This is a genomic window from Nitrosococcus wardiae (genome assembly GCF_004421105.1).
GTDB lineage: Bacteria > Pseudomonadota > Gammaproteobacteria > Nitrosococcales > Nitrosococcaceae > Nitrosococcus > Nitrosococcus wardiae.
Window position 1 is genome coordinate 16,488 of sequence record NZ_CP038033.1, and the last position, 24,916, is coordinate 41,403.

At 48.0% G+C, this 24,916-nt stretch carries 21 protein-coding genes and 2 pseudogenes; 14 read left to right on the forward strand and 9 right to left on the reverse strand.

The features are described 5' to 3' along the window. Positions 1 to 150: 150 nt before the first annotated feature. From E3U44_RS00100 to E3U44_RS00135, 8 genes are all read right to left on the reverse strand, one after another. Positions 151 to 2,568, reverse strand: a complete 2,418-nt coding sequence (locus E3U44_RS00100; RefSeq protein WP_166804971.1) for a DUF3987 domain-containing protein — start codon at positions 2,566 to 2,568, stop codon at positions 151 to 153. Positions 2,569 to 2,720: 152 nt separating this feature from the next. Next, entirely contained in the window at positions 2,721 to 2,951 is a 231-nt protein-coding gene (locus E3U44_RS19165) for a helix-turn-helix transcriptional regulator (RefSeq protein WP_166804972.1), read from the reverse strand. A gap of 346 nt (positions 2,952 to 3,297) precedes the next feature. Continuing rightward, positions 3,298 to 4,503: a tyrosine-type recombinase/integrase gene (locus E3U44_RS00110; RefSeq protein WP_134356104.1), complete on the reverse strand. Its 1,206-nt coding sequence runs from the start codon at positions 4,501 to 4,503 to the stop codon at positions 3,298 to 3,300. Between the two features lie 181 nt (positions 4,504 to 4,684). Continuing rightward, complete coding sequence (locus E3U44_RS00115; RefSeq protein WP_206054940.1) at positions 4,685 to 5,314, reverse strand: protein-L-isoaspartate(D-aspartate) O-methyltransferase; 630 nt, start codon at positions 5,312 to 5,314, stop codon at positions 4,685 to 4,687. 149 nt (positions 5,315 to 5,463) lie between these two features. Next, entirely contained in the window at positions 5,464 to 7,479 is a 2,016-nt protein-coding gene (locus E3U44_RS00120; RefSeq protein ID WP_134356105.1) for an ABC transporter ATP-binding protein, read from the reverse strand. Next, positions 7,472 to 7,744: a hypothetical protein gene (locus tag E3U44_RS00125; RefSeq protein ID WP_206054853.1), complete on the reverse strand. Its 273-nt coding sequence runs from the start codon at positions 7,742 to 7,744 to the stop codon at positions 7,472 to 7,474. The genes E3U44_RS00120 and E3U44_RS00125 overlap by 8 nt, the downstream gene beginning before the upstream one ends. Before the next feature lie 2 nt (positions 7,745 to 7,746). Next, positions 7,747 to 9,153 (reverse strand): ABC transporter permease, encoded by a 1,407-nt coding sequence (locus E3U44_RS00130; protein WP_134359600.1) that lies wholly within the window; start codon positions 9,151 to 9,153, stop codon positions 7,747 to 7,749. A 3-nt stretch (positions 9,154 to 9,156) separates the two neighbouring features. Continuing rightward, positions 9,157 to 10,134 carry an ABC transporter permease gene (locus E3U44_RS00135; protein WP_134356106.1) on the reverse strand — a complete coding sequence of 326 codons (978 nt, stop codon included), beginning with the start codon at positions 10,132 to 10,134 and terminating at the stop codon, positions 9,157 to 9,159. A 222-nt stretch (positions 10,135 to 10,356) separates the two neighbouring features. Here E3U44_RS00135 and E3U44_RS00140 point away from each other — a divergent pair, with 222 nt between their 5' ends. From E3U44_RS00140 to E3U44_RS00190, 14 genes and pseudogenes are all read left to right on the forward strand, one after another. Further along, positions 10,357 to 10,653, forward strand: a complete 297-nt coding sequence (locus tag E3U44_RS00140) for a hypothetical protein (protein WP_134356107.1) — start codon at positions 10,357 to 10,359, stop codon at positions 10,651 to 10,653. Between the two features lie 108 nt (positions 10,654 to 10,761). Next, entirely contained in the window at positions 10,762 to 11,433 is a 672-nt protein-coding gene (locus tag E3U44_RS00145; protein ID WP_240761666.1) for a hypothetical protein, read from the forward strand. Positions 11,434 to 11,510: 77 nt separating this feature from the next. Then, the gene (locus E3U44_RS00150) at positions 11,511 to 12,845 is read left to right on the forward strand and encodes a sigma 54-interacting transcriptional regulator (protein ID WP_134356109.1); all 1,335 of its coding nucleotides are present in this window, start codon (positions 11,511 to 11,513) and stop codon (positions 12,843 to 12,845) included. Between the two features lie 422 nt (positions 12,846 to 13,267). After that, positions 13,268 to 14,734 carry an efflux transporter outer membrane subunit gene (locus E3U44_RS00155; protein ID WP_240761667.1) on the forward strand — a complete coding sequence of 489 codons (1,467 nt, stop codon included), beginning with the start codon at positions 13,268 to 13,270 and terminating at the stop codon, positions 14,732 to 14,734. Positions 14,735 to 14,774: 40 nt separating this feature from the next. Next, entirely contained in the window at positions 14,775 to 15,314 is a 540-nt protein-coding gene (locus E3U44_RS00160) for an FHA domain-containing protein (RefSeq protein WP_134356111.1), read from the forward strand. 143 nt (positions 15,315 to 15,457) lie between these two features. Beyond that, entirely contained in the window at positions 15,458 to 16,951 is a 1,494-nt protein-coding gene (locus tag E3U44_RS00165; RefSeq protein WP_240761668.1) for a hypothetical protein, read from the forward strand. A 143-nt stretch (positions 16,952 to 17,094) separates the two neighbouring features. Beyond that, the gene (locus E3U44_RS00170) at positions 17,095 to 17,277 is read left to right on the forward strand and encodes a hypothetical protein (protein WP_134356112.1); all 183 of its coding nucleotides are present in this window, start codon (positions 17,095 to 17,097) and stop codon (positions 17,275 to 17,277) included. Positions 17,278 to 17,351: 74 nt separating this feature from the next. Then, complete coding sequence (locus tag E3U44_RS19485; RefSeq protein ID WP_206054854.1) at positions 17,352 to 18,119, forward strand: HlyD family secretion protein; 768 nt, start codon at positions 17,352 to 17,354, stop codon at positions 18,117 to 18,119. A 111-nt stretch (positions 18,120 to 18,230) separates the two neighbouring features. Then, on the forward strand, positions 18,231 to 18,728 hold the full coding sequence (locus tag E3U44_RS19490; RefSeq protein ID WP_206054855.1) for a beta-barrel domain-containing protein: 498 nt from the start codon (positions 18,231 to 18,233) through the stop codon (positions 18,726 to 18,728). 80 nt (positions 18,729 to 18,808) lie between these two features. Beyond that, on the forward strand, positions 18,809 to 19,351 hold the full coding sequence (locus E3U44_RS00180; protein ID WP_240761669.1) for a peptidylprolyl isomerase: 543 nt from the start codon (positions 18,809 to 18,811) through the stop codon (positions 19,349 to 19,351). Positions 19,352 to 19,568: 217 nt separating this feature from the next. Then, positions 19,569 to 21,033 (forward strand): annotated as a pseudogene (locus E3U44_RS19745) (cysteine peptidase family C39 domain-containing protein). Beyond that, a pseudogene (locus E3U44_RS19750) lies at positions 21,018 to 21,755 on the forward strand (ABC transporter transmembrane domain-containing protein); the annotation flags it as partial. The pseudogenes E3U44_RS19745 and E3U44_RS19750, both read left to right, overlap by 16 nt. An 87-nt stretch (positions 21,756 to 21,842) precedes the next feature. Further along, positions 21,843 to 22,640 carry an ATP-binding cassette domain-containing protein gene (locus E3U44_RS19755; protein ID WP_240761845.1) on the forward strand — a complete coding sequence of 266 codons (798 nt, stop codon included), beginning with the start codon at positions 21,843 to 21,845 and terminating at the stop codon, positions 22,638 to 22,640. Continuing rightward, a complete protein-coding gene (locus E3U44_RS00190) occupies positions 22,637 to 23,899 on the forward strand; it encodes a sigma-54 interaction domain-containing protein (protein WP_134356113.1) in 1,263 nt (420 codons plus the stop codon). The genes E3U44_RS19755 and E3U44_RS00190 overlap by 4 nt, the downstream gene beginning before the upstream one ends. 19 nt (positions 23,900 to 23,918) lie before the next feature. Here the strand turns inward: E3U44_RS00190 and E3U44_RS00195 are convergent, their stop codons facing one another. After that, complete coding sequence (locus tag E3U44_RS00195) at positions 23,919 to 24,698, reverse strand: PP2C family protein-serine/threonine phosphatase (RefSeq protein ID WP_134356114.1); 780 nt, start codon at positions 24,696 to 24,698, stop codon at positions 23,919 to 23,921. Positions 24,699 to 24,916: the final 218 nt, after the last annotated feature.

Sequence of the window (24,916 nt, forward strand, 5' to 3'; positions counted from 1 at the left end):
GCTACCGTTCTGCTATTTTTGGAAACGGCAGCGGAAAAATAGCAAACGCTAGCAGAAGAATAGCAAGGAGCTACTACCGTCGGAGCCCCGCCCCCCACGGGCTAGAGCCCAACGGTAGCAAAAATAGCAAGAATAGCAGGGAGTAGAAGGTCATGAACTGTAAACAACACGCCCCAACAGCTTGGGGTTTACCTCGATGAACTTCTTTCTGCCTTCCTGAACTCTTCTTACCCTATTCAGTGCTGCAAGCTCATCTATGGCCGCGTCAAGCTTTGCCTTTTCTCTCAGCTTACCGGGGGCATACTGCTGGATAAGCTTGGTAGGAGCCCTTGTAGTTCTATGCTGCTCGCAATACGAAAGCAACCAGTCCTCGATTTTTTCGGCGTTCTCCCTCCCCTCTGGTGGGGCAACCTCGTTGAAGAACCGGAGACTTTCACCCAGGTGCCACAGGGTTATGCGACTGGCCGAATCGAAAGAATGGGCGCTTATGGGGCCTCCAACGCCATCAAAAACATGGAACAGGGCCGCCATCCTGGCCGCGTTTTCAGCAATTTTGCTTGCCACGTCTTTAATGTCTTCGAGCTGGCCCCCGGCTTTTAGCTCGCTTTCAATCTCATCGTGAAATTCAACCCAAGCATCTTTTGCCCCCGGCGATAGGTCGAGCATATTAGGGGTTAGCTCCCAGTTTTTATCCATTAGCGTGGGTGCGTCTAGAATTTCCGCGATCCTATCTTTGAAGCTGTCAAGGGCTGGCCAATCCTCGTTGGGGTCCGTAAAAAAACGAGTCCCCTGGGTGGACCTTGGCCAGGAAATTAAGAAACGGGCCATAAAACCAGTCCCCCTAGCCAACCCCCCCGATTGCTCAAAGAACCGTTCTAAAACTGATTTTTGTATCTGCAAATAAGCCGACACCCTTGCCCCTCTCACGATAAAGCATTCGCTTGTACGTCTGCTTATGGGCATTGCTGTCCCGTCCCACAATTTGTTTAGTGTGGCCAAGCTTCGCATGATGGAATCCTTGCCCATGCCATGAGAGCCAAGCACAATCCCCGCCTCGGACGACATAATCCCAGCCGAAGGCCATTTCGTGGCTAAGTCCCACTTCAACCCCTCTGGTGTAAAGTCTTCGTAAACCAGCCTGGGGGTTCTGTGTTCCTCTGGCCTGTTGTGGTCTAGCTCTTTCAGCCTTTCTCTTTCCTTCTCTGTACTCTTGCCCTCCTTTGCCAGCCTTTTGATTTTGTCCTTAACGCCGCTATACTCGGCTTCCCAGGCCGCTTGCTCGGCCCTGTAGTCGCTGAGCAAAGGCTTTGCTTGCTCTTCCTTCTGCTTTTCCCAATTTTTGATAGGGTCCAGGAAATATTTATCGCAACTCGATTTTCTCTCTCCGCTATCAGCGATCACCAGCATAAAAAGGCTGGTAGGACCATCAAGCTTTGATGCTCTCCTAACATCAACATGGGCTTGAGCGGCCAGAGATAGCGCCGATATGGCGGAAGACGCCACCATGGGGACGGGTGCCTTAACAAACTGTTGCACCTCGATAACGGCTTCTTTAACCCTGGCGGGTAGCGCGTCTATTGGGTATTCAATGGCGGGGTGCTCTATCTTTAATTGCTGAGGGTCCGGCCAGTCTTCAGCCGTACCACTCTTTAAAGCCTCAGCTACCTCTGCCCCATGCCCTCTAGCTGGGTCCACCCATCCATGCTCCTCGGCAAGCCTCCTGACAGTCCCTATATCAACAGGCGGGCTACCATTACCGTTGCGTTTGAAAGAGGTCCATTTCTCTACGATCTCGCTTGTCCCTTTATACTTATCAGATTTGGCACTCCATTCATCCCAGAGGCGGAATCCATTCCTAGAATCTATCCTATGGAGGGCCATGCCTACCCCTATCCATGTGTCATAATTATCAGCCGGTATTGCCTCAAGCATCTCTTTAATGTTTAGAGGAAATTCCCCGCTAGGCTCGGGCAAGTCCTCCACTGAGTGGAGGTGCGGCTTTTCCTCTATGAGTTCAATAAACCACTCTGGCGGGTCTACGGGCAAAACTCCCTCGGTAGGGTCTGAACTCGCCTCCCATTCATAGCGCCGCCATGACTCATGCAGGGATGGAGGGGCCACGATATAGCCCCCATCGGCCCGGCTATCTACCCCTGGGGTTGGTTTGAGAATATTGGTATAGGTTCTGTATTTCTTATCCGTTTTCGGCCTGATATAAATTAAATGCCGCCCACCGGAACCTGTGGTTTGCTCCACGGTGTCAGGGAGTTGTCTATCCCCAATAGCTTCTTCTCCATCAATGCCTTCCTTCCTGTCTATGTCTATAACGACAATCCCCGACCCTTTCCCTGTGGCAATCCCGATATTGGCACCGGGCCATTTGCACCACCAGCCCTCAATAACCTGGGGGTCTGTGGTGGCGTCTTTCAGCCCGTTCCTAGTGCGCGGGTGTTTGCCGACGTTTTCACATTTAGGATTTCTGCACGAACAACCCCCGCCTTTTATTGGAGTATGGACAGGAAAAACCCGCCATCCCCATTCAGCATATAGTAGGGCGTGCGCTTTCAAGTCATGGGGGGCTAGGGTATAATAGGGGTTAATCTTTTCCAGTTTTGCCCCATCAGAAGCCCCTCCCCCCAGTGGGGCTTTTCCATTTCTAGAGACGCAACCTTCTCGCCCCGTTTCCGGGCTTAAGTTTTGGTATTTCATTGAGCACCCCCTTAGCCACGCGGTAGGCTTTTCAGCCAAGCGTCAACTTCATCGACAAGCCAAGCTTTCTTTCCGCTGGGGAGGATAATGGGGGAGGGGACTTTGCCTTGCTTCATCCAACGCCATAGCGTTGATTCATGAATGCCGCCGATGGCTTTGCGTAGTTCAGGGGCAAGGAGAACCTTACGAGCAGGATCGATCTCGCAGTCAAGACCACAATAAGTTAATTTCTTGTTAGACATTTGTTGGCTCTTACTCCTATGTTTAGGAGGCCAACAGCAAGGCGGGGTAGCAACCAAGGGTTGTGTGTTAGTTTTACTAACTGGTACACTTTGTCTTGTTAACCCTAAGTTAACGACCCTTAGCCCAATAATTAGGCTGGGTAAAAATGTCGAGTTACTTGCACTAACTACGACCATGTTTTAAATGCCTTGCTGAAGGCCGATTGTAAAAAACAAAAACCCCGTTACCGTTGGCGCGGTGCGGGGTTTCCCTTTATAGGACCCCGCAGGGTTATCCAATACAGTACCACGTTTTAATATTGCTTGCAATAAGCATTTGTTTTCGTTAACAAAAATATTAATACAGTTAATATTTTTTTAGCACCACCACCTCGGCACACTCCCCACCATAAACAATTTGGTCCACCTTCCGCCCCCAAGCCTCCAATGCTTGCCGCTTCTCAGCGTTATAGTCGTGGCGATCGTAGATAGCGGTAATGTCCCCCCGGTCTGTGTGGTTGAGTATTTTGGATACGACAAGCCTAGGTATTCCTATCCCCGTCATGTGGCTGGCTGCCGTACGCCTTAAATCGTGGCTGGTAAAATGGTTAGTCCCCAGGGTAGGCAACGCGAGACGTAATTCCTTATCTATGTTCCGCCCCGTCATGGGCCTATCGCCTTTTTTACCGGGTAGCAGGTAATCCCCGCCAAGGAAATGAAGCCGCTGGGCTATCTCAAGGGCTTGGGGACTTAAATGTACGGTGTGGGTCCGTCCGTTTTTGGCAATGCTACCGGGGATAGTCCAAACTGCCTGGTTAAAGTCAAATTGGTCCCATATTGCTGAAAGTATTTCGCCTTTACGCTGGGCGGTGAGTAGCTGAAACTTGAGGGCTAACTGAATCCGTTCAGCCATATGGGTTTTCTCAAGCCCCGTCCAAAACGCCTTAATTTCATCCTCGGAGAGTACCCGGTCCCTTGGGGTTTCCTTTGCTGGCGGACGTATCCCGGCGGCGGGGGAGACATCCAGCATGGCCCGCTCAACGCCAAAATTAAACAGCCTTTTAATTAAGGATAGGGTCCGATTGGCGGCCACTGGTGCACTCCGGTCCTGTATCCCGTCTAACAGCAAAACCACATCACGGCGGGTAATGCCTTTAGCTTTAATCCTCCCCCAGGCGGGTAGCACGTCCTTGTTCAACATTCGTTCGTCAGCTTCCCAGCTTCGCTTATTCGGTTTGGCATGCCGGATCAGGTATTCCTTAGCGAGTGTGTTTACCGTAATAGCATGGCGTTCTTGCTGTTTGCGTGCGGTTTCCAAATCGCCAGGGTCCAACCCTTGGGAGAGCAATTGCTGAGCCTCGGCATGCTTTAAGTGCGCCGTGTACAAGTCCACTTCCGGGTAGCTGCCAAAGGTGACCCGCCTGGGCCGTCCATTGTGGCGATACAGCCAAAACCATGACTTTTTGCCCTTGGGGGTCACACGCAAGCCGAACCCTGGCCGCCCATCCTCAAAGACTTCAAAGCGGCTTTCTTTGGGTTTGAGTTTCTTTATAGCAGAGTCGGTAAAGCGCATTTGCTACCCTCGGGTTTCAATAGGGTAGCATTATGGCCGCAATAGAATGCAAAGACAAGGTGCAATGAGTTGCAAAGAAATAAAAGGCTATAAATACAAATACAATAGATACTTATATGAGTATTTTTGGGGGATATTGGGCTTGCATTTTGCTGCTTAGGTTTTCTTTTATTTGCAAGTTCTAATGTTCGCCGGTCAAGGGAACAAACTTAACGGGGATGAGTCGTCGAGTTTCTATTTTTTCCCCCGATCCTTTTTTTACCTGCATAAGCTGCTGGAAATCACGACCCACTGGAATAACCAAGACACCACCGGGTTTAAGCTGCTCAATCAACCTGGGAGGAATTTGCTCGGGGGCAGCAGTAACGACAATGGCATCAAAGGGGGCGTGCTCTTCCCACCCATAGTAGCCGTCACCAATCCGTACTTCAATGTTATCAAGGCCTAGCCGACGCAAACGCTCCGTCGCTTGTCTGCCTAATTCTGGAATAATCTCAATAGTATAAACTTGCTTGGCTAATTGGGCTAATACCGCAGCCTGATAACCTGATCCCGTCCCCACTTCTAACACCACATCTTCCGGATCAGGCTCAGCCAAATGGGTCATAAGCGCCACAATGTAGGGCTGGGAAATCGTTTGCTTATCGCCAATAGGTAAAGGGTGATTCCAGTAGGCCAACCGGCGATATTCTTCCGGCACAAATTGATGTCGGGGCACTGTTCCCATTGCTTTTATCACCCGCGGATCCAATGCAGTCTGATCCATCCACTGACTGGTGAGGCGAACCTGTTCCTCAATAGCCTGCACCATGGCAGCCCGCTTTTCAGCGTAATCATACTCAGCCACCGGACTGCAAGCGCACAGGAGCAGAACCAGCAAGAGGCATTTCATACGCATCATGGCTTCCTGGAATCTAAAACAACCTTTAGTGATTGACTAATTATAGAGAAAAAGATCCTTTAGCGATGTAAAAAACAATAAACTTTATGGGTAGTGGAAATTTGAACAACACCAGGATACTGCTCCTGGCAAGTTGTCATGGCATGGGGACAGCGATGATAAAAATGGCACCCCTTCGGTGGGTTGGCCGGCGAGGGGGGAGCATCTCCTGAGTGGTTTACTCGCTTGGATTTTTGTTCCCTTTCTATCATGGGCACCGCCTCAAGAAGCATTTGGGTATAAGGATGCTGAGGCTGCTGGAGTACTTCTTTTACTGTGCCCTCCTCCACGATACGACCTAAATACATTACCGCTACCCGATGGGCCAAATATTCAACCACCGCCAAATTATGGGTAATGAATAAGTAGGACAAACCAAACTCGTGCTGTACTTCACGCAGCAAATTGAGAATCTGCGCTTGAACCGAAACATCCAAGGCGCTGGTAGGCTCATCACAGACAACAAATTTAGGTTTGACGGCCAAGGCCCGGGCGATACAGATCCGCTGCCGCTGCCCCCCGGAAAATTCATGAGGATAGCGATCCCGAATTTCAGCGGGCAGTCCCACCCGCCGCAACAATTCAACTATCCGTTGTTGCCGAGCTTCAGCACTGTCCTCCACCCGCTGCACAATCATGCCCTCTTCCACAATATCACCAATGGTCATGCGTGGATTCATGGAGGCAAAGGGGTCTTGAAAGATAATCTGAAAATCAGCCCGCCGCCGGCGCAGAGCGCGGCCTTTAAGCCGAGTCAATTCTTCACCGCCAAACTGCACCCTACCCGCCGTCACCGGCAACAACTGCAGGATTCCTTTACCGGCAGTGGTTTTGCCACAGCCTGACTCACCCACTAAAGCCAAAGTCTCGGCCCGCCGAATTTCCAAGGAAACCCCGTCAACCGCTTTGATATAGCCCTTAGTCCGCTGCAAAATTCCCTTTCGAAGGGGAAAATAGACCTTAAGATCTTCAACCTTGAGCAAGACCTGCCCAGCGGGCTGCACCGTTGACAAAGGTGAGTGATAACTGCTGCCTTGGCCTGGATGAGGACGAGTTGGCGCAATCTCCGGATCATAAAGGTGACACCGAACATGGTGACCAGACTTGGCCAAAAGCCACTTGGGGGCCTGTATCCGGCAAGCTTCCCAAGCAAAATCACAGCGGTCAGCAAAACGGCAAGCTTGAAAATGTTGGGCCAACGAGGGAACACTACCTCGGATCACATTCAAACGCTGATCCCGCTTACCCCAGCGAGGAAGGGCCTCAAACAGCTTACGGGAGTAAGGGTGAAGGGGATCTGAAAAAAAACGTTCACGGCTCGCCTGCTCCACCAAATGACCCGCATACATCACCCCGATCCGATCGGCCACCTGGGACACCACCCCTAAATCATGGGTGATCAGGAGAATGGAGAGACCCTGTTCCTCCTGCAGCCGTTTCAACAATGCTAGGATCTGGGCTTGGATGGTTACATCCAAAGCGGTTGTAGGCTCATCAGCAATCAGCAATTCCGGCTCTCCGGCAAGAGCCATGGCAATCATTACACGCTGCTTCATCCCTCCCGAGAACTGGTGGGGATAATCATTTACGCGCTGCCCGGGATCGGGAATCCCCACTGCCTCCAAAAGATCTAGAATTCGGCGACGCAGAGAACGACCCCGCAAGCCAAGATGAACCCGCAAACTTTCGCCAATTTGATCCCCCACGGTAAAGACGGGATTGAGGGAAGTCTGGGGTTCTTGGAAAATCATCCCAATTTTCCGGCCTCGCAGCTTGCGCATAGCTACTTCCGGCAACTCCAGCAGATCCTCCCCATCAAAGACCACCCTGCGTGCAGTCATATGGCCTGGGGGAACAGGTATCAAACGCATCACAGAAAGCGCCGTCATGGATTTACCGCAACCCGACTCCCCCAACAAAGCAAAAGTCTCGCCTTGGCAAATATCAAAATCGACCCCATCGACGGCCTGTACTGTCCCTGCTGAGGTTTCAAACCAGGTTTTGAGCCCTTCAACCCGCAACAAGGGCTCAGTCAAGGGGACGCTCCTTTATCTCCTCCAGGCGAGTCCGCGTTACCGTTTCCAGCCGTTCCTGCAACCGCCCTAGAGTGGCCTGGGTTTCCCGTAGTTCAGCAAGCAACTCCTCCACCTTAGGGGAATACCGTAATTCCTCCAAATGCTCCCGCTTCGCCGCCTCCAAATTATTCAAAACCACCGCCATAAACCGCTCAAAAGCCTTGGTTTCCACCAAGTTTCGACAATATTGTTTTAGGGCTAAAGGATGTGTTTGTTCTACCGACATGATTACCTCGCTCGCGGGTCTAAAGCCTCCCGTACCACATCAGAAAATAGATTGGCGGCAAGCACCAGAATAAACATAAACAGGAAAGCTGCAGTCAGGGACCACCACACCATCGGTTCACGGGCCATCTCAAGGCGGGCGCTGTTGATCATATTGCCCCAGCTCATGGTCGCAGGATCAACCCCTACTCCCACATAGGACAATACCGCCTCGGCCAGCACCAAACCACTAAAATCCAGCACTACCGATATCAAAACAATATGCATTACGTTGGGCAAGATATGACGGGATAAAATCTTGGTCCGGCTCACCCCAAAGGCTTGGGCCGCCTGAACATAATCAACTTCCCGAAGCTTGAGAGCCTCTCCCCGTAGAATCCGACACAATCCCGTCCAACTGGTCACCCCAAGAATAAGACAGAGAAATAAAAGGCGCAGATCGGCTCGCTCAATCACGGTCTCAAACTGCTCCGGATGGTTACCCATATAAACTTGCAACATCAGAATTGCCGCGGCAATGAGCAGCACCCCGGGAATAGAATTAAGCGTGGTATAGAGGTATTGAATCACATCATCCACCCAGCCCCGAAAATAGCCTGCGGCAATGCCCAGCGCCAACGCAAAAGGCAGCATCACCAAAGTGGTGAGGGTGCCGATGACAAGCCCTGTACGAATACTCTTTAAACTCTGATAAAAGACATCTTGGCCGACTTTATTGGTTCCCAAAATATGATAATCATGGCTCAAAGCCACCGCCATAAAAGCAAGTACCACGACAATTCCCGCCGTGATAAAGGCAACCCGCCACGGGGCTTCCGGGTGACCTTTCAGGACCTGCCCCAGATAAAGGGGATAACTGACGCCCTGCCCTTTAGCCAACCAAGCCAGTCCTAGGAGGGTGAAAAGCAACCAGCAAACAATACCACTGCCCCCCGCCTGCAGTACCGTTTGCCCCACATCGTACCAACGCGCCGACGGATCCGCTAAATGGGCGCCCCCGTATTGTAACCGGGGATAGGTGCGCAATTGTTGCCCATCCGGCAGTTCCACCTGTTCCTTGACGTAAAGATGAGTGGCAAAAGGAGCCGAGTAAGTAGTCTCTGTTTGTTCCCGCAAATGAGAGACCCAGATATCCAGGAGGCTGAGCACCTCGGGAGAGTATTGGACCCGGGTTGTCTGGAAGGAGGAGTGCTCCAAGGCCGGGCGGAAGTGGATGGAGTCCAAGAGACCAACCACAGCATAAGCAATGAGAATCACCAAGGCAATTTGGCCCCGGCGGCTATGCAGAATACGGCGCCAAGGTGCACGTAGATGCTCACGCCGACGGATCATGCCTATCCCTACGGCTAGCACCACCAATAACAGGTAAATAAGAATATCGGTCCAAAGAAAAACAGGCTGAAAAGGCATCATTTAGCTAAGGCGCACCCGAGGGTCCACCAAAGTATAAGAAATATCCGTCAAGATGAGACCCAAGATATAGAGTACTGAGCCCAGAAATACCATGGCCCGCACAATCGCAAAATCCTGGGCATTGATGGCATCAATGGTATAACTGCCAAGACCTGGAATGCCGAAAAAAGACTCCAAAATGAGGCTACCTAAAAATAAAGTAGGCAAGATCACCACCGCCCCAGTCAAAATGGGGATCAAAGCATTTTTTAGTATATGCTTAAACAGCACCTTGAGTTCGGATAGGCCCTTTGCACGGGCAGTGCGAACATAGTCCTTGCTAACCTCTTCCAAAAATAGGGTTCGGTACCACCGGGTACCAGCCCCAATACCCGAAATAACCCCAATAATGACAGGTAAGATAATGAATTTTAATGCCCCCAATCCACTAGCATAGCCGGAAATAGGCACCAAATGCATCAACTTACCCACGATATATTGACCAGTAATTACATAAAATAGGGTGGAGATGGACATTAAGACCACACAAAACACGACCCCCCCTAGGTCGAAATAGGTCCCGCGGAAAAACACGATGAATAGGGCAAAGGTAATATTGACCAATAAACCCACCATAAATACAGGTACCGCAATAGCTAAACTGGGCCACATACGGGTACGGAGATCCTGTCCGATATCACGACCATCATCGGCACGGCCAAAGCGGAAGGCAAATAAAACAACAGATTTAGAAAAAAAAATAGTTTCGGTAAACTTTTCCTTCCCCTCCGCATCCTTATTCCAGAATAAGGGCTTATCATAACCTCGCTCCCGCTTCCAAGCCTCTATGGCTTCCTGGGTGACCCGCTTAGTTCCCAGATGCACCCGGGCCATGTCATCCGGGCTGTTAATTCCAAAAAACAAAATAAAGGTCAAAATATTGATCCCGACTAGAATCGGAATAGCATACAAGATACGACGAATAATATAAGCAAGCATATTTATTCAAGGTTATAAGGTAGAAGGATGGGAACTATACTCTAGCCATACAACCCATTATGCTATTTTAAAGATCCCGTATTCAATAAGCCCCCTCCAGCGCCATTGGCGTCCGGGGACACTTGGCCCAAAAGAAGCGTCCGTCCTTCTCATCATAGTGGAGGTTTAATTCTCCAGTCATTCATAAAATATTCGATTTACAATCTAAAGGATGTGAAGACAATGAACTTGCAAGAATTCAAAAATCTACTAGCCGCAAATAATCCACCTCAGGATATCCCTTTACCACTTCAGGCCTTATGGTATGAGGCTAAGGGGGATTGGGATCACGCCCATCATCTTGCCCAATCAGCGGGGGATGCGACAGGGGCTTGGGTCCATGCCTATCTGCATCGAAAGGAAGGGGATCTTTCAAATGCTGCCTACTGGTATTCTCGCGCTGGCAAAACCGTCTCCCAGTTGCCTTGGGATGCAGAATGGGAAGAAATCACCCAAGCATTGCTGCAACAACAGATCTAAAGAATCACTATGAAAGCGATATCATCAAAATCGTGGTTTTGGCTTGCGATAGTAGGGTTCTTGGCAATTGGAGGAGAAAGTCCTGCCTTTGGGGAGGAAACCCGTATCATGATTCGAGCGCGTGCTGTTGATGCTAAATTTATTGGCAGTAGTGTCGGCGGAATGCGCGCTGTGGTAGAAAACGTAGAAACTGGTGCAATCCTTGCTCAAGGGCAGATTCGAGGAGACACCGGCGATACGGATTTATTAATGAGAACCCCTCCTGAACGGGGCCAACGAATAACCACTAAAACCACAGCTGGCTATCTAGCTACAGTGGATATTGAGCGGCCCCGCCTGCTACGTTTTCGAGTATGGGGGCCCACTGGTGCCCGTCAATCCCAACAAGAAGCCACGGTGACCTCTTGGGTGATTCCCGGCAAGGACATTATTGGCGATGGTATTATCATTAATTTACCCGGTTTCATTGTCGATGCCTGGACTCGAGTATCAGCAGGGGGCCAAACCGATATTTATGGGAAGATCACAATGATGTGTGGCTGTCCCATTATGGGTGATGGCCTATGGCCACCAGAGAAATTTGAAGTCAAAGCTCTCTTGATGCAAAACGGCAAAAAATTACGAGAAATTGCCCTCCCCTTTACCGGTTCTGTCAACCTTTTCCAAGGGAAAACAGTGATTGAAGAGCCGGGGACTTATGAGGTGGTCGTCTATTCCTACGATAAAGCGACAGGGAATACGGGGGCAAACCAAACAATGCTCCAAATCACCGCCCAGTAAACCCTGGCCAGGATACCAAGATAAATATCGATAACAAAGGATTTTGCCAAAGTGCCCGCACTACAAGCGAGGCGAAGATGTCTTCAGAAAAAACAACTACGATAGCCGTCCCTCGGCCTAGCAGAGGCCGACGGCTCAAATTTAAAGCCCTCGCCTTAAAAGTGCTTTCGGGACCCGATGCAGGATTAGAACTCACCCTGTCCTTGCCCATAATAAGGATCGGCACCGCCCTCGATAATGACCTCATCTTGCACGACCGCTCAGTGTCCCGACACCATGCCGAGATCCGCTCAACGCCAGAGGGGTATCTCTTTCGTGATCTCGGCTCAACGAATGGCTCCTTTATCGAATCTCTTCGGGTAACCGAAGCTATTCTTGGTATGGAGGTCACAGGCATGCTGGGCAGAACGCAAATCCTATTGCGCCAACTCACAGAAGAGCATGAAATAGCCGTAGCCCAGGAGAATCAACTGGGCCCCTTAGTGGGGGGGAGCCAACCGATGCGTGAACTCTATGGCTTCTTGCGAGCGGTCGCCCCCACCCTCACGACTCTACTTATCCAAGGTGAATCCGGATCGGGAAAAGAACTGGTCGCCCGTACTCTGCACCACCTCTCTCGCCGCAACGGCCCTTTCGTCGTCTTTGATGCCTCCGTAACCGATAGAGAGCTTATCCGCAGCGACCTGTTTGGACATACCAAAGGAGCTTTTACTGGCGCCGCCGGTAGTCGAGAAGGCGCTTTTCGCAAGGCGAATCAGGGAACATTGTTTATCGATGAAATCGGCGAGCTTCCCCTTGAGCTGCAACCCCGGCTCTTGAGAGCCCTAGAAAATCGTGAGGTGACCCCCCTGGGTTCAGACCAACCTGTTCGGGTCGATGTGCGCGTCATTGCAGCCACCCACCGCAATCTTGCCGCCATGGTCCAAGCAGGCACTTTCCGCGCTGACCTATTTTATCGCCTTTCTGTCATTATTATCGACGTCCCTCCCCTACGGGATATTCCTGAAGACATCCCGCTGCTGGTGCAACACTTTCTCAAGCAACGGGGCCTTGACTGCCACCTCACTCCCGCCGCCTTAAAGGCGCTGCAAACTTACTCCTGGCCTGGAAATATCCGAGAACTTCGCAATGTCCTGGAACGCGCTGCTGCTTTGACTAAAGGAAATCCTATTCACCCCCAAGACCTCCACTTTCTCCCCCTTGCAACTGCTGAAAGATCCTCCTCTAAACCTCCCCCTTCCCAGCCGCCCGCTGGCTCTCAACTCAAAACTTTAGAGCGGCAGATGATCCAAGAAGCCCTGGCGCGAAACCGATACAATAAGGCCGCCACCGCTCGGGAATTAGGCATCTCACTTTCCACTTTGAAGCGCCGGCTAAAAGAATACGCAATCCCATTCCAAAAGCAGCCTTAATACCCGGGAAATGCCATAAAAAGCGGGTCAGATTGACCTCGCCGGTTCACTTTGAACCGGTTCATATTGCTCCTAGAGCAGCATGAGGCCTTATAGGGGAAAAGGAAATATCGCCCCGGCCCCCTTCTTCACCCACTATCTTCTTCTCTTCTCCAGATTTGGGCTCTATTGGAATGCATTCTGCATATGCACTTATAGAGTTAAGAGCAATTACAGGTAAAGTGATGCTATGAGTCCCAAACAAAGCCAACGGTCAACCACCATATGCTGTACAACGGGCCGAAAATTTTACTTCTTATTTAAGTTAATTCCTTGATTAACTGATGTATTATACTTTTAATTTGCTATGGCGATATGACTGCCTTAGTCGCAAGGATAACCCCCCGAGGCAAGGGGCTGTATCTATGCGGGAGAGTAGAGAAATGCGGGCTCAAACCCAAAAATTAGTGCTTCATCGTTTACTCTCCATCGCTTATCCTGAGTACCAAAACGGTATGCTTAACCTCGTATTGCTATGGCTTATTGTCGGCATTTGTTTACTTATTTTGCCCTCTTGCGCCAATTTGGGTGGCCCCGCCTACCAACGCCCGGAGCTTCCCGTTAAAAAGGAATGGTCACGGGGCACCTCGACAGCAGAAGCAATACGATTGGACTGGTGGACTGCCTTTGGCGATCCCTACCTTGACAGTCTGATCGAAAAAGCGATTGCCCAAAGCATCGACCTTAAAATATTAGCTGCCCGCAGCGAAGTTGCAGAAGTGGCCATCGAGCAAGCAAGAGCGGGGGCACTACCCACCGTAAATTTAGGATTTGGAGTAAACACCCAGAAGGTTACCGGACAATCTTCAACCACCCAGTACAACGCCGCCAGCGCACTGAACTGGGAACTGGATATCTGGGGCAAGTTTAGAAAGGGTGTTAAGGCGCAAACGGCTGCTTATAAAACCACCGAGGCAGATTGGCGAGCAGGATATTTAACGTTAGTCTCCAATGTTGCCACCTCCTATTTCCAAATTCGCCAATTCGATGAACAAATCCAGCGGCAACAAGCCTACTTGAACCAGAATGAGGAAATCTTAGCCATCTATGAGTCCATGCATCAAGAAGGGCTCATTCCCGAAACCCAGATATTGCAACAGAAAGCAGAAATTAGCCGACTGAACACGGGGCTGCTAGAACTCCATCGCTTACGCACCGTCACTGAAAATGCCCTAGCCACATTGCTTGGAATTCCCGCCGGTGAACTGCAAGTTCCCCGTAGTTATCTCCAGGACAGCGTAGATATCATTGGCGTACCTTCAGGTCTACCGGCAGACCTCTTATCACGGCGGCCCGATATTATCGCTGCAGAATACCGTATTCTTCAAGCCCATGAACTCTCTGGTCAGGCGAAGTTAGCCAAGCTTCCCTCCATCACATTGACAGCCAGAGGGGGCACCGCTAGCTTTGAGTTGACTGATTTAATGAAAATGTGGACTTTTGGAATTATGCCGTCCATCAATTTTCCTATCTTTGATCCCAACATTAATGCGCGAATCAAAGTAAGCAAGGCTGAAGCTAAAGTAGCTGCGGAGAAATATCGCCGCACGGTATTCCAGGCCTTTGAAGAAGTTGAAAATGCACTCACGAATTTGGCAAGCCGAAAAGAACAAAAAAGAGAATTAGAGCAACAAATTGTCGATCTAAAAATTGTCTCGGATCAGATCCAGGCCCAATTGGAGGAAGGCTTAATATCTCAACTGCAGGTTTTTGAGATTCAACGATCCTTACTAGCGGCAGAACTGGCCATGCTCAGCAATTATCAACAAATTCTATCCAGCACTGTCACCCTATATAAAGCGCTAGGAGGTGGTTGGCCAAAGACGAATATCCAGCAATCCCTTCAATAGGGTGAAGCACTCATCACCATTATCTTATAGTCAATGACCTATGTACGCCGTCGCAGAAAAAAGATTAAATGTTGCACTCAAGCCCTTGTCTCATCCCGAGCTAGGCAAAATCCTCGTAGAGGAGTCTTTATTTCCTATTGGCCGCAATGAGGCACCTTTTTCAACCTATCCACGGGATTTGATTGCCGCACTTTCCCGACGCCATGCGCGAATATTTAAGGAAAATAATAGGGTTTATCTTGCCGATCTGGGTTCCCATAATGGGACCACTGTCAATGGTAACCCTATTTGCAACACTCCCCTAGAACTTCACTCTGGTGACCAAATATGTTTTGCCGGCATACTGACTTATCAGGCGGATATAGTCCAGTATAACTCTCCCCATGCTGCCTCAGAACCTATAACTCCTTCCATTCGCCTTACTCTTGTCCCGCACCGAACAGATACCAACCTTGCTTCCATTGTGATTTCCCAGTTCCCGTTTCTAGTTAGCAAAACCAACGAAATTTTTCTGCGGTACAAAGATCAACACCCACAAGAAGTTAATTTTATTTCCCGGCGTCATGCCCATTTTTTTTAAAAGAGGGTGCTCTCTACGTTGAAGACCTAGGAAGCACCAACGGAACCTTTGTTTCAGGCAGCCGCTTAGATGAGCATGCAAGGCACCTTAACAATGGCGATACAATTGCCTTTGGTGGAAATCATTTTGTTTATACGATAGCCATGGAGGGCTCTGAGGATCAGGAGCTCAAAATATCCGACCGACCCTCATATTCCACAAACCGGGTCGATCGACTCCATCCAGAACCAGCAAAAACAACTTTTGTAGCCTCCGCGACTTCTTTTTTGGATATTTTTTGCATTGACGAGGAGAAAGCCGGCAATCAACCTACAAACGGTGAAGATAGCAGTTCTGCTGCTAGCACTCATTCTTCCCAATCTTCTGCCAAAGACCAACCATCAATAAGCAACACCACCCCAAGATGGATTAGAAAAGCAAAAATTTTTCTTTCAGAAGTAAATAATGAACTTTCAGAAAAAGATCCCAAGAAAAGAAAACGATTTCGTATCATTTTAGCAACTACCGCCGGAACGCTTATTCTTGCAGTAGGCGTTTACCTGACGAGCAACCACCAACAGGAAATTGAAGAACTGCTCGAACAGGGTCATTATGGAGAAGCCGTTTCTCTAGCCAACGAGTACTTAGAAAAGAATCCTGAGAACAAAGAAATTAAAGATCTGGCAACAGAAAGTTTGCTTAAATCAATAATGCCTGACTGGATAGCACAACTTGACAACCATGCCTTTGCAAACGCGAATGGGATAGTAGAGCAGGCTAAGTATCAGAACCCGCTTAATAGCGATCTCCTACCTATGCTAAAGCTATTAGGCTGGATCGTCGACATGGAAGAATTTATTTATAAACGTGGCGGCCTTGATACACCGATTACCATCTATAAGCATGAAAATTCAATCAACTCCTTAATTGAGCGGTGGGATAGCGAACGGACAAACAACCGTCGCTTAATGACTCATATCCTTACTCTAGCTCCGGAGTTTAAATCCGTATATAACCAAATTTTTAGCTCTCTACGAACCTTACAAAACGAGAAGGCAGCTTATCTTACTGCAATCGAGAAATTAAAGACCACCATAAAAGAAAAACTTGAATTCAACAAGGCAAAGGAGCTTACATCCATATTTAAGGAGTTCTCTGATAAATACCCCCGCATTAACGGTATTGATAATCTGCAATCTGATCTGGAAAAGTACCTCACGTTCCAAGCGGATATCGGCCAAACCAACGCTATTCATATTTCCAAAAAAATTAAGACATTAGCACCCATTACTCCACCATTTAAAGAAAAGTTAGCTGAGTTGCAAGCTGCTGTCATGTTGCCCCCTAAAATCAATGAGCAATTTCAACAGGCGTCTGAAGCCTGGCAGTCAGGGCAGATACGGCAGTCACTGTCACTGTTAAAAAGCCTAAACCATGGGGAATGGACAGAGCTAGCAAGCCAAAGGCTACAGCGAAATACACAAATTCTTCGGAATTTTCTTACCTTAAAAGAGGCACAGGAGAGCGATAATTATAGAGAACACTTATTCACCTTCTATAATTCTTTAGATCCTGAACAAGATATCTATTTTCACGCCTTCTTGCCGAAGATTTTAAATACCATAAAGAGAAAGCTCTGGCTAAAGCGCAAGAAATAATAGCCAGAGCCCAAAAACAATGGTCCACTTATCTAGAAGAAGGAGGGATTGAGGGCATTCATCAACTCGAGACTACTATATCAGATACTTTTAGAGTACGGTCTCACCTGTTAACCCAGGCTCATAATTATTTGGCCGAAGCCATGCATACTTATAAATTAATACAGCTTGATTTCCCCGCTGAGGCCAAAGTCCTCTACCAGAAAATTATCCGAGAAATTAGATTACAACGGCAATCATTAAGGGAATTAAGTATGGTATTAGACAATGCTTTGCTAGAAGCCAAACTCAAGCTCATTGTGGAGCCTTCTTATAGTAATCAATAGGATAATGCACCACAAAGCTATCATTACCGTTGCGATCCTTCATTGATAACAGAAAGCTACCCTAAGAGGCGACTATGAGTTCAAAAGAACGCAGCTATAAAAGCTTTCCTGAGGCTTTAGGAGAGCATAGTACCGAGGGCATTGCCATATTGACCTCTGAGCCTTCACGTCTCATGGGAGCCACGATCGGTGTTTTGGTCGCACTGCTGCTTGCCGGTATCATCTGGTCTTTTGTAGGGCGAGCAGATGTGATCGTCACTACCCACGGTTCTCTAAGTCCAGACTCTGAAGCACGCCGCTTTTATGCTCCTATTGGTGGTGAAATCGTGGATATTTATATGGCTGAGGGACAACCCGTACTCAAAGGTGATGTCCTCGCCCGTCTTAATGCACGGGGAGCCATTGAAGCAGCAACAAACGCCCTGGATGCAGAACTCAAACTTGCAGAAGTAGAACGGGAATACAAGGCATGGCCTGAGCGAAAAAGCCTACTCATGCGTCAAGCCGAAGCCCTTAAAAAACAAATTGCCATTGCTGAAGAACGCCATAAAAAGCGGGTATCGGAGGTCCTAAGGAAACTGGCCGAGGCCCAAAAAGCAAGACTAGAAGAAGCACGAGGAACACTTGATAAAGCAGCAAGGCAACTGGAAATCGCCAAACGCAAATGGGAAAAATATAAGCGACTATTCAATAATCCGGGAGGAGGAGGCGTTTCAAAAAATCAAGTTGAAGAAAAGAAAAGTGATTATCTTTCCGCCGCAACCAATTATCGGATCGCTAAAGCTCAGTTTGGAAAACTAGATTATGAATTGAGCAATGAGTATTCACAAGCCAAATCGTAACTAGAAGGAAGCGATCAAGAGCTAATCAAACTTCGAATTAAATATGAGGCCCTCCTTGATGACATCAAGCGAGAGGAAAACCGGCTACTCATAAATCTTCGCGGTGCTCGCTTGGCTGCAGAAGCAGCCTCACGGATTAAATTTGAAAACATTGACGAAGATAATTTCCTACGTATTCTGGCGCCTGTTTCCGGTGTTATCACTGAAATCACCTATACCCAGATCGGAGACAAAGTCCAAGCTAACACTCCCCTAGGTGCCATCGCCCCTGAAAAGTCGAGAGCCATCCTGAAAATTGAGATTCCAGAAAAAGATCGGGGATTTCTTGAAGAAGGCTTACCCGTGAAAGCCAAATTCAGCGCTTTCCCCTATCAACGCTATGGCGCGATTGATGGAACACTAGAGTATATTTCGCCGGCGGCGAAACCCTCCTCCCAAGATAAAAATCTAGTGTATACAGGCCATATAGGGTTAGAGAAGACTTATTTCTCTATCGAGGAGGTTGACTATCCTCTACGGTATGGAATGACAGCCACAGCAGAGATCGTGGTCCGAGAGCGGCGTTTGATTGATTTGGCATTAGATCCTTTCCGGAAGGTGGCTGGCTAATAGACAGTATTAAGAACTTTTTAATTTGGGATATTGATAACACTGAGTCCCCGGGTTTCCAAGAGAAATGGAGGCACACCATGAAAGATATCGTAAGAATTGATGACGAAGTTATCACTGCTGATGCTTTTCTAAAAACGCTCAAACTCACTGGACGATTTGAAGAGCTTATTGAGGAAATGGTTAGAGATAAGCTCAAGGTTCACGCCGCTAAACGGCGGGGAATTTCCTTAACGACTAATGAGGTCCAAGAGCGGGCCGATCAATTCCGGCGTGTCTACGGTCTGCACCGGGTTAAAGACATGAATCAATTTCTTGATGCTATTAGCGTTTCTCTAGATGACTTTGAAAACTTCATTATTGAGATCCTCTATCAAGAAAAGATCATGGCTGAAGTTTGTAGTGAGGACGCCATAGAAGAATACTTCCGGATGCACTCACCAAAATTTGAAAGCATTGAATTGGGTCATATTGTCCTCAAATCCGAGGGTAAAGCAAAAGAAATTTTTTCCATTCTCGAAGAAGAACCGGAACTTTTCCCAGAATTAGCAAAGGAGCACTCCATCGCAGATACCCGAGACCACCATGGCATGGTTGGCAAAGTGCTGCGAGGTTCATTGTAAACGGAAGTTGAGAGTAAAGTTTTCAATGCCCCTGTTGGCGAACCTCTTGGCCCCTTCGCATCTAGTGATGGCTCTTTTTTTGAAATTTTTAAGGTAACTGCCAAGCATGAGGCTAAACTTGATGAAGAAACGAAGTCCGAGGTACGCCGTTTAGTCGTGGATGATTGGTTGTCTATCCAGGCCCAGGAACACCGAATAGAAGCATTGTAATCCGCCTATGGCTAGAAGGAGTCCTTTTGTGAGTAACGAAGCCCTCGTTGAATTCCTTTCTTCTGTCGAAATTCTCTCTGTCTTTAGCCGCTCGGAAATAGAAGAATTAGCGGCGCAAGCCGAATCAAAATTCTTTGATCTTGGTGATACTGTCTGCCAGGTCGGTGACACCAGCAGTGGTCTCTATATTGTCAAGTCCGGGATGGTCCGCATTTTTACCGAACAGATAGGAAAGGAAATTAGTATGGGACTGCGAAAACAGGGGGATGTTTTCGGTGAGATTGCGATTATTCGGGAATATCGGCATGAATCCTCGGTGCGCGCCTCAGCAAAGACAGAGATTTTATTTATACCACGTGAAGCATTTTTACCTCTCTTAGAAAAGAGCAAGGATACGCAAAAATTTATAGCCAGTTATGTGGCGATACGCTCCGCAGGCGGGTTTATCTCCCAACTTTTTGACCTGCGTAAAAAAGTTAGCCAAAGTGAGGTTGAGAATTTAGTGCGCAGCGTTGGCATCAAACGGGTAGAGCCTGGGCAAATCATTCTCGAACAAGACTCCCGCAAAGATCGACGACTGTACGTTGTACGCCAAGGTGAAGTAAGCATCCTCCGGGAGGAGCATGGTACCAAGTATCATCTCGCCACCTTACACCAAGGAGATATTTTTGGCGATAAAGCTTGCCTATTGCGGCAAGAACAACCTGTTTCCGCCGTTGCTGATACTGATACAACCTTATTAGTCATTCCAGAACAAGCTGCCCACTTCATGTTGGAGCGCAATCCCAAGCTCCGAGAAATACTTGAGGAACGGATTCAATTTACCGAACGGGAATTGCACCGCCAAAGAAAACTCGCCGAACGCCGGAAGCGCCCTTTAATGCTCGATTTACATTCAAAACCAAGACGGGGTGAAAGAATTATCCGGCGTTTTCCTTTGGTTGAGCAAGCTGAAGAGATGGACTGTGGGGCAGCTTGCCTATCAATGATTTGTAAACACTACGGCATTCCTATCACAATGGGAAAGCTACGTGAGATGGCAAACGTCACCACTGAAGGTGCCACCCTTGATAGTATAGCCCGAGTCGGTGAAGCACTTGGCTTCACTACCCGCGGAGTACAATGTACTTACCAGTCTCTCTTGGGTTTTGAACTACCATTTATCGCCCATTGGGAATGGTTATCACTATTTCGTTGTCTACGGTATTTCCGATGAACATGTCTGGGTTGCAGATCCTGCCATCGGTTTCCGAAAATTTACAGTAGAGGAATTTGAAAAAGGCTGGAGTGGTACCTGCTTATTATTTACGCCAGGCTCAGACTTAGTACAGATTGCAACTACTCGCTCACCATGGCTTCGCTTTATCAGGTATCTCAAGCCCCATAAGAAAATGCTTGCCCATATTTTCTTGGCTACTTTTATTATCCAAGTCCTTGGTGTAGCCCCCCCATTATTATTCAATATATTTTAGATCGGGTAATTGTCCATCAAAACGTTGATCTTCTTCATCTGCTAATTGTCGGTTTGGTAATAACGAATATTTTTATGCAGCTGACATCAATGCTGCGTGCTTTTTTATCTAACTTTATGATACGAAAAATGGACTTTGCGATGATGTCAGAATTCTTTAAGCATACCCTATCTCTACCCATTTCCTTTTTCTTTAAACGCAAAACTGGCGATATCTTCGCGCGCTTCCAAGAAAATCAGACTATACAGGCATTTTTAACCGAATCGACCATCACAACTGTTCTTAATCTATTGATGGTTTTTATCTATTTCACCGCCCTCTTTTTCTAGAATGTCAAGATGACCTTAATCCTTATTGGATTTGTCATCCCATTACTGATTTTAACCGTTTCGGTAACGCCAAAACTAAAAAGATACGCTCGTGAAGCCTTTGCTGCCTCGACCGAGTCGGAAGCAATTCTCATGGAAACGATTGGGGGAGCAGAAACTATCAAAGGGATGGGAATCGAGCGGCCGATGCGCCTAAAATGGGAAAAGAAATATGCGCATTCCCTTGAAGTCCAGTATCGGGCCCAACAGTTTCAAATTCTAGTAGGCCTTGCCAGCCAACTTTTAAATGCTGCCACGACAGTAGTTATTTTATGGATAGGCGCTAGCCTTGTCCTGGCCCAAGAACTGACCATCGGTCAATTGATTGCTTTCAATGCCCTGATGGGCAGTGTCATGTCGCCATTGCTAGGGCTTGTGGGGCTCTGGGATCGGCTTCATGAGGCCGGCGTGGCGATGGAACGTCTGGGGGATATCCTGGATATGGAACCCGAACAAAAGCCCCAGGACTTACCCTCTCGCATCGTGCTGCCGGATGTGGAAGGCAATATCCGCTTTGAGAATGTCTATTTCCGGTATGGGGGTAATGAAACGCCCTATGTGCTTGAAAACCTCAACTTTGAAATTAAAGCGGGGGAGTTGATCGCTATTGTTGGCCATAGCGGTTCAGGAAAAACAACGCTAGCCAAACTTTTGGTTGGTTTCTATGGCCCTACAGAAGGCCATATCCTTGTTGACAGCTACGATATGGCGGTAGTCGATAAAGAAGCCTATCGAGCACAAATTGGTTATGTAATGCAAAATAATTTGCTATTTTCTGGCACTATTGCTGAAAATATTTCGGCAGGTGACGAAAACCCAGATGGCCGGCGGATTGAAGAAGTTGCCAAAATGGCTGATGCCCATGGATTTATCAGCAAAATGCCCTTGGGGTATGAACAGATCGTTGGGGAACGGGGGGTAGGCCTCTCTGGGGGACAAATTCAGCGCATCTGCATTGCCAGAGCCCTTTACCATGATCCCCGTTTACTCATTTTTGACGAGGCAACTTCTGCCTTAGATACTCAGTCTGAAAGTAATATTTTAAAAAGTATGCAAGATATACTCAGGGGGAGGACCGCAGTAGTCATTGCACATCGGCTTAGCACCATCATGCGGGCCGATAAGATCCTGGTCCTCTATAATGGTGCTATTGTGGAGCAGGGACAGCACCAAGAATTGGTGAACAGGAAGGGGATGTATTACGAACTTGTTCAAAAACAAATGTCGGGCGGAGCATGAAACTATATAACCTCAAAAGTAGTTCGGCTATTTCCTACGGTGGTCTCATTGAGAAGATCGAAATTTTGCGCTCTACACTGCGATGGGCAACCAAGTTAGAACGTCCCGAGATACAAAAACTCCTCAGCCAATGCAATGCTTTGCGCGATGAAGTTATGCGGCTGTCACATAAAGAACGTTTTGTAACCGCCTCGGCCACTACTGAAGCGCGCGCGAATCTACCGGCTAAAGAGCGGCGTCAAGCCTTAATAGATCGCAGCTTTGTCTTTGAAGGTGTATTTGGTGAAAGTCCAAAGTTATTGGAAACACTAGAAATTGCCGAAAAAGCAGCACCGACCGATCTCCCTGTACTCATTGAGGGGGAGAGTGGCACGGGGAAGGAGTTGTTGGCAAAAGTGATCCATGCCAATGGAAGCAGAGAGGATAAACCCTATATTTCTGTCAACTGCGGTGCAATCCCACAAGAGTTGCTTGAATCTGAACTGTTTGGTCATAAAAAAGGCGCTTTTACGGGGGAATCCTCTGATCGTAAAGGAAAATTCGAGAGCGCTGATGGGGGGACTATCTTTCTAGACGAGATAGGTGAGTTACCCCTTCATGGTCAAGTCAAGTTGCTTCGGGTACTACAGTCCAATGAAGTCCAACGAGTCGGCTCTGACGAAATCACCCAGGTAGATGCTCGAATCGTGGCAGCCACCAATCGAAATTTACGGGAAATGAGTCAGCAAGGGAAATTCCGTGAGGATTTATTTTATCGACTCAGCGTCATTCATGTCACTCTGCCCCCTTTGCGAGAACGTCGAGATGAGATTGCACTACTTTTTGAGTATTTTATCGATGAGGCTGCTGAAAAACTTAACCGTCGCCCCATCAAAATGGCGCCACGACTAAAAACGTTTTTATCAAACTATAGCTACCCTGGCAATGTTCGAGAACTGCGCAATATTATCTTTCGCCTCTCTTGCCTAGCCGGTGAAATCGCCGATTATGAACATTTACCGGATTATATTCGCCCCCAAAGCACATCCTCCCAACTAGTGAACGTTGACAAGCTCGGAATAGGAAGCTCTCTAAGCGAGGTCAAAAAGGCGGCCAGCGATGAAGCTGAAAAACTTTTCCTTGAAAGGAGCCTTCGGGAAATGAACGGTAAAGTAACGGAACTGGCTAAACAAATTGGAATGAATCGTTCCCACTTACAAACTCTTTTAAAAAAACATGGTTTAAGTGCCAAAGATTTCCGCTCCAGGAACCCGGGGTAAATTTTTAATTTGCTGTTCTTCATGGGTTTGACATTAATGGATTTAGGAGGGTTATCGTTCCATCTATTTGATCTTCGGCACATACCACCACAACAGTCACATTATCTCTTCCTCCTCTTTCAAGTGCGAGCTCTACTAACATTTCAGAACTTTTCTGGCAACTTTCCTCCTTAAGTATCCCCTTGATATCTTCATCGCTCACCTCGTTATGGAGACCATCACTACATAGAAGAAAAATATCACCACTTTTGGCCTCTAAGGTACCCCTATCCAACTCCAGGGTATCAACAGCACCGACCGCCCGGGTAATCGCCCCTGCCGAGGGATGATTCTGGGCTTCCCTCCGGTCGAGCAAACCATGGTTAATAAGTGCTTCTACATGACTATGATCGTGGGATAGTTGTCTCAACCTCCCATCCCGGAAAACATAAATCCGGCTATCACCTGCCCAAAGATAGATACAATGCTGACCGTAACTAAGCAGTACAACGACGGTACTACCGATGACTCGCTCATTGCGAACAGCAGCTTCCTCCCGTAAACGGTGATTAACTTCTTGTAAACGACGTCGAACCTCTGCCTCGAATGCTTCTAAATCAGGCTGGTAGGGCATATCAGCCAGGGTACCCACTACCATCTGACTAGCCACATCCCCAACGGCATGTCCCCCCATCCCGTCCGCAACGACCCAAATACCATAGTCGCTTCGCTCCAAAAATGAATCCTCATTAATTCTACGGATTTTACCCCTATGGGTTCGGGCTGCTGAGCGCCAGTGGAGCGCACCTTTATTACTCATAGAAAACTTCACCTATCTGAGAAGGTACTGAAATGTTTATCGAATTTAAAATTAAATAGTAGATGATCAAAGATCAAACGAATGAGGCTAAATCGAATTAGAAGCCAAACGGTATGGTTTTGCTGGAAGTAAAAAGGATTTCAACACATATTCACCTATCGATAAGGGTTGATGGGGTACCTGCCAGCATTGAGCATAATCCATACCATAAAAATAAT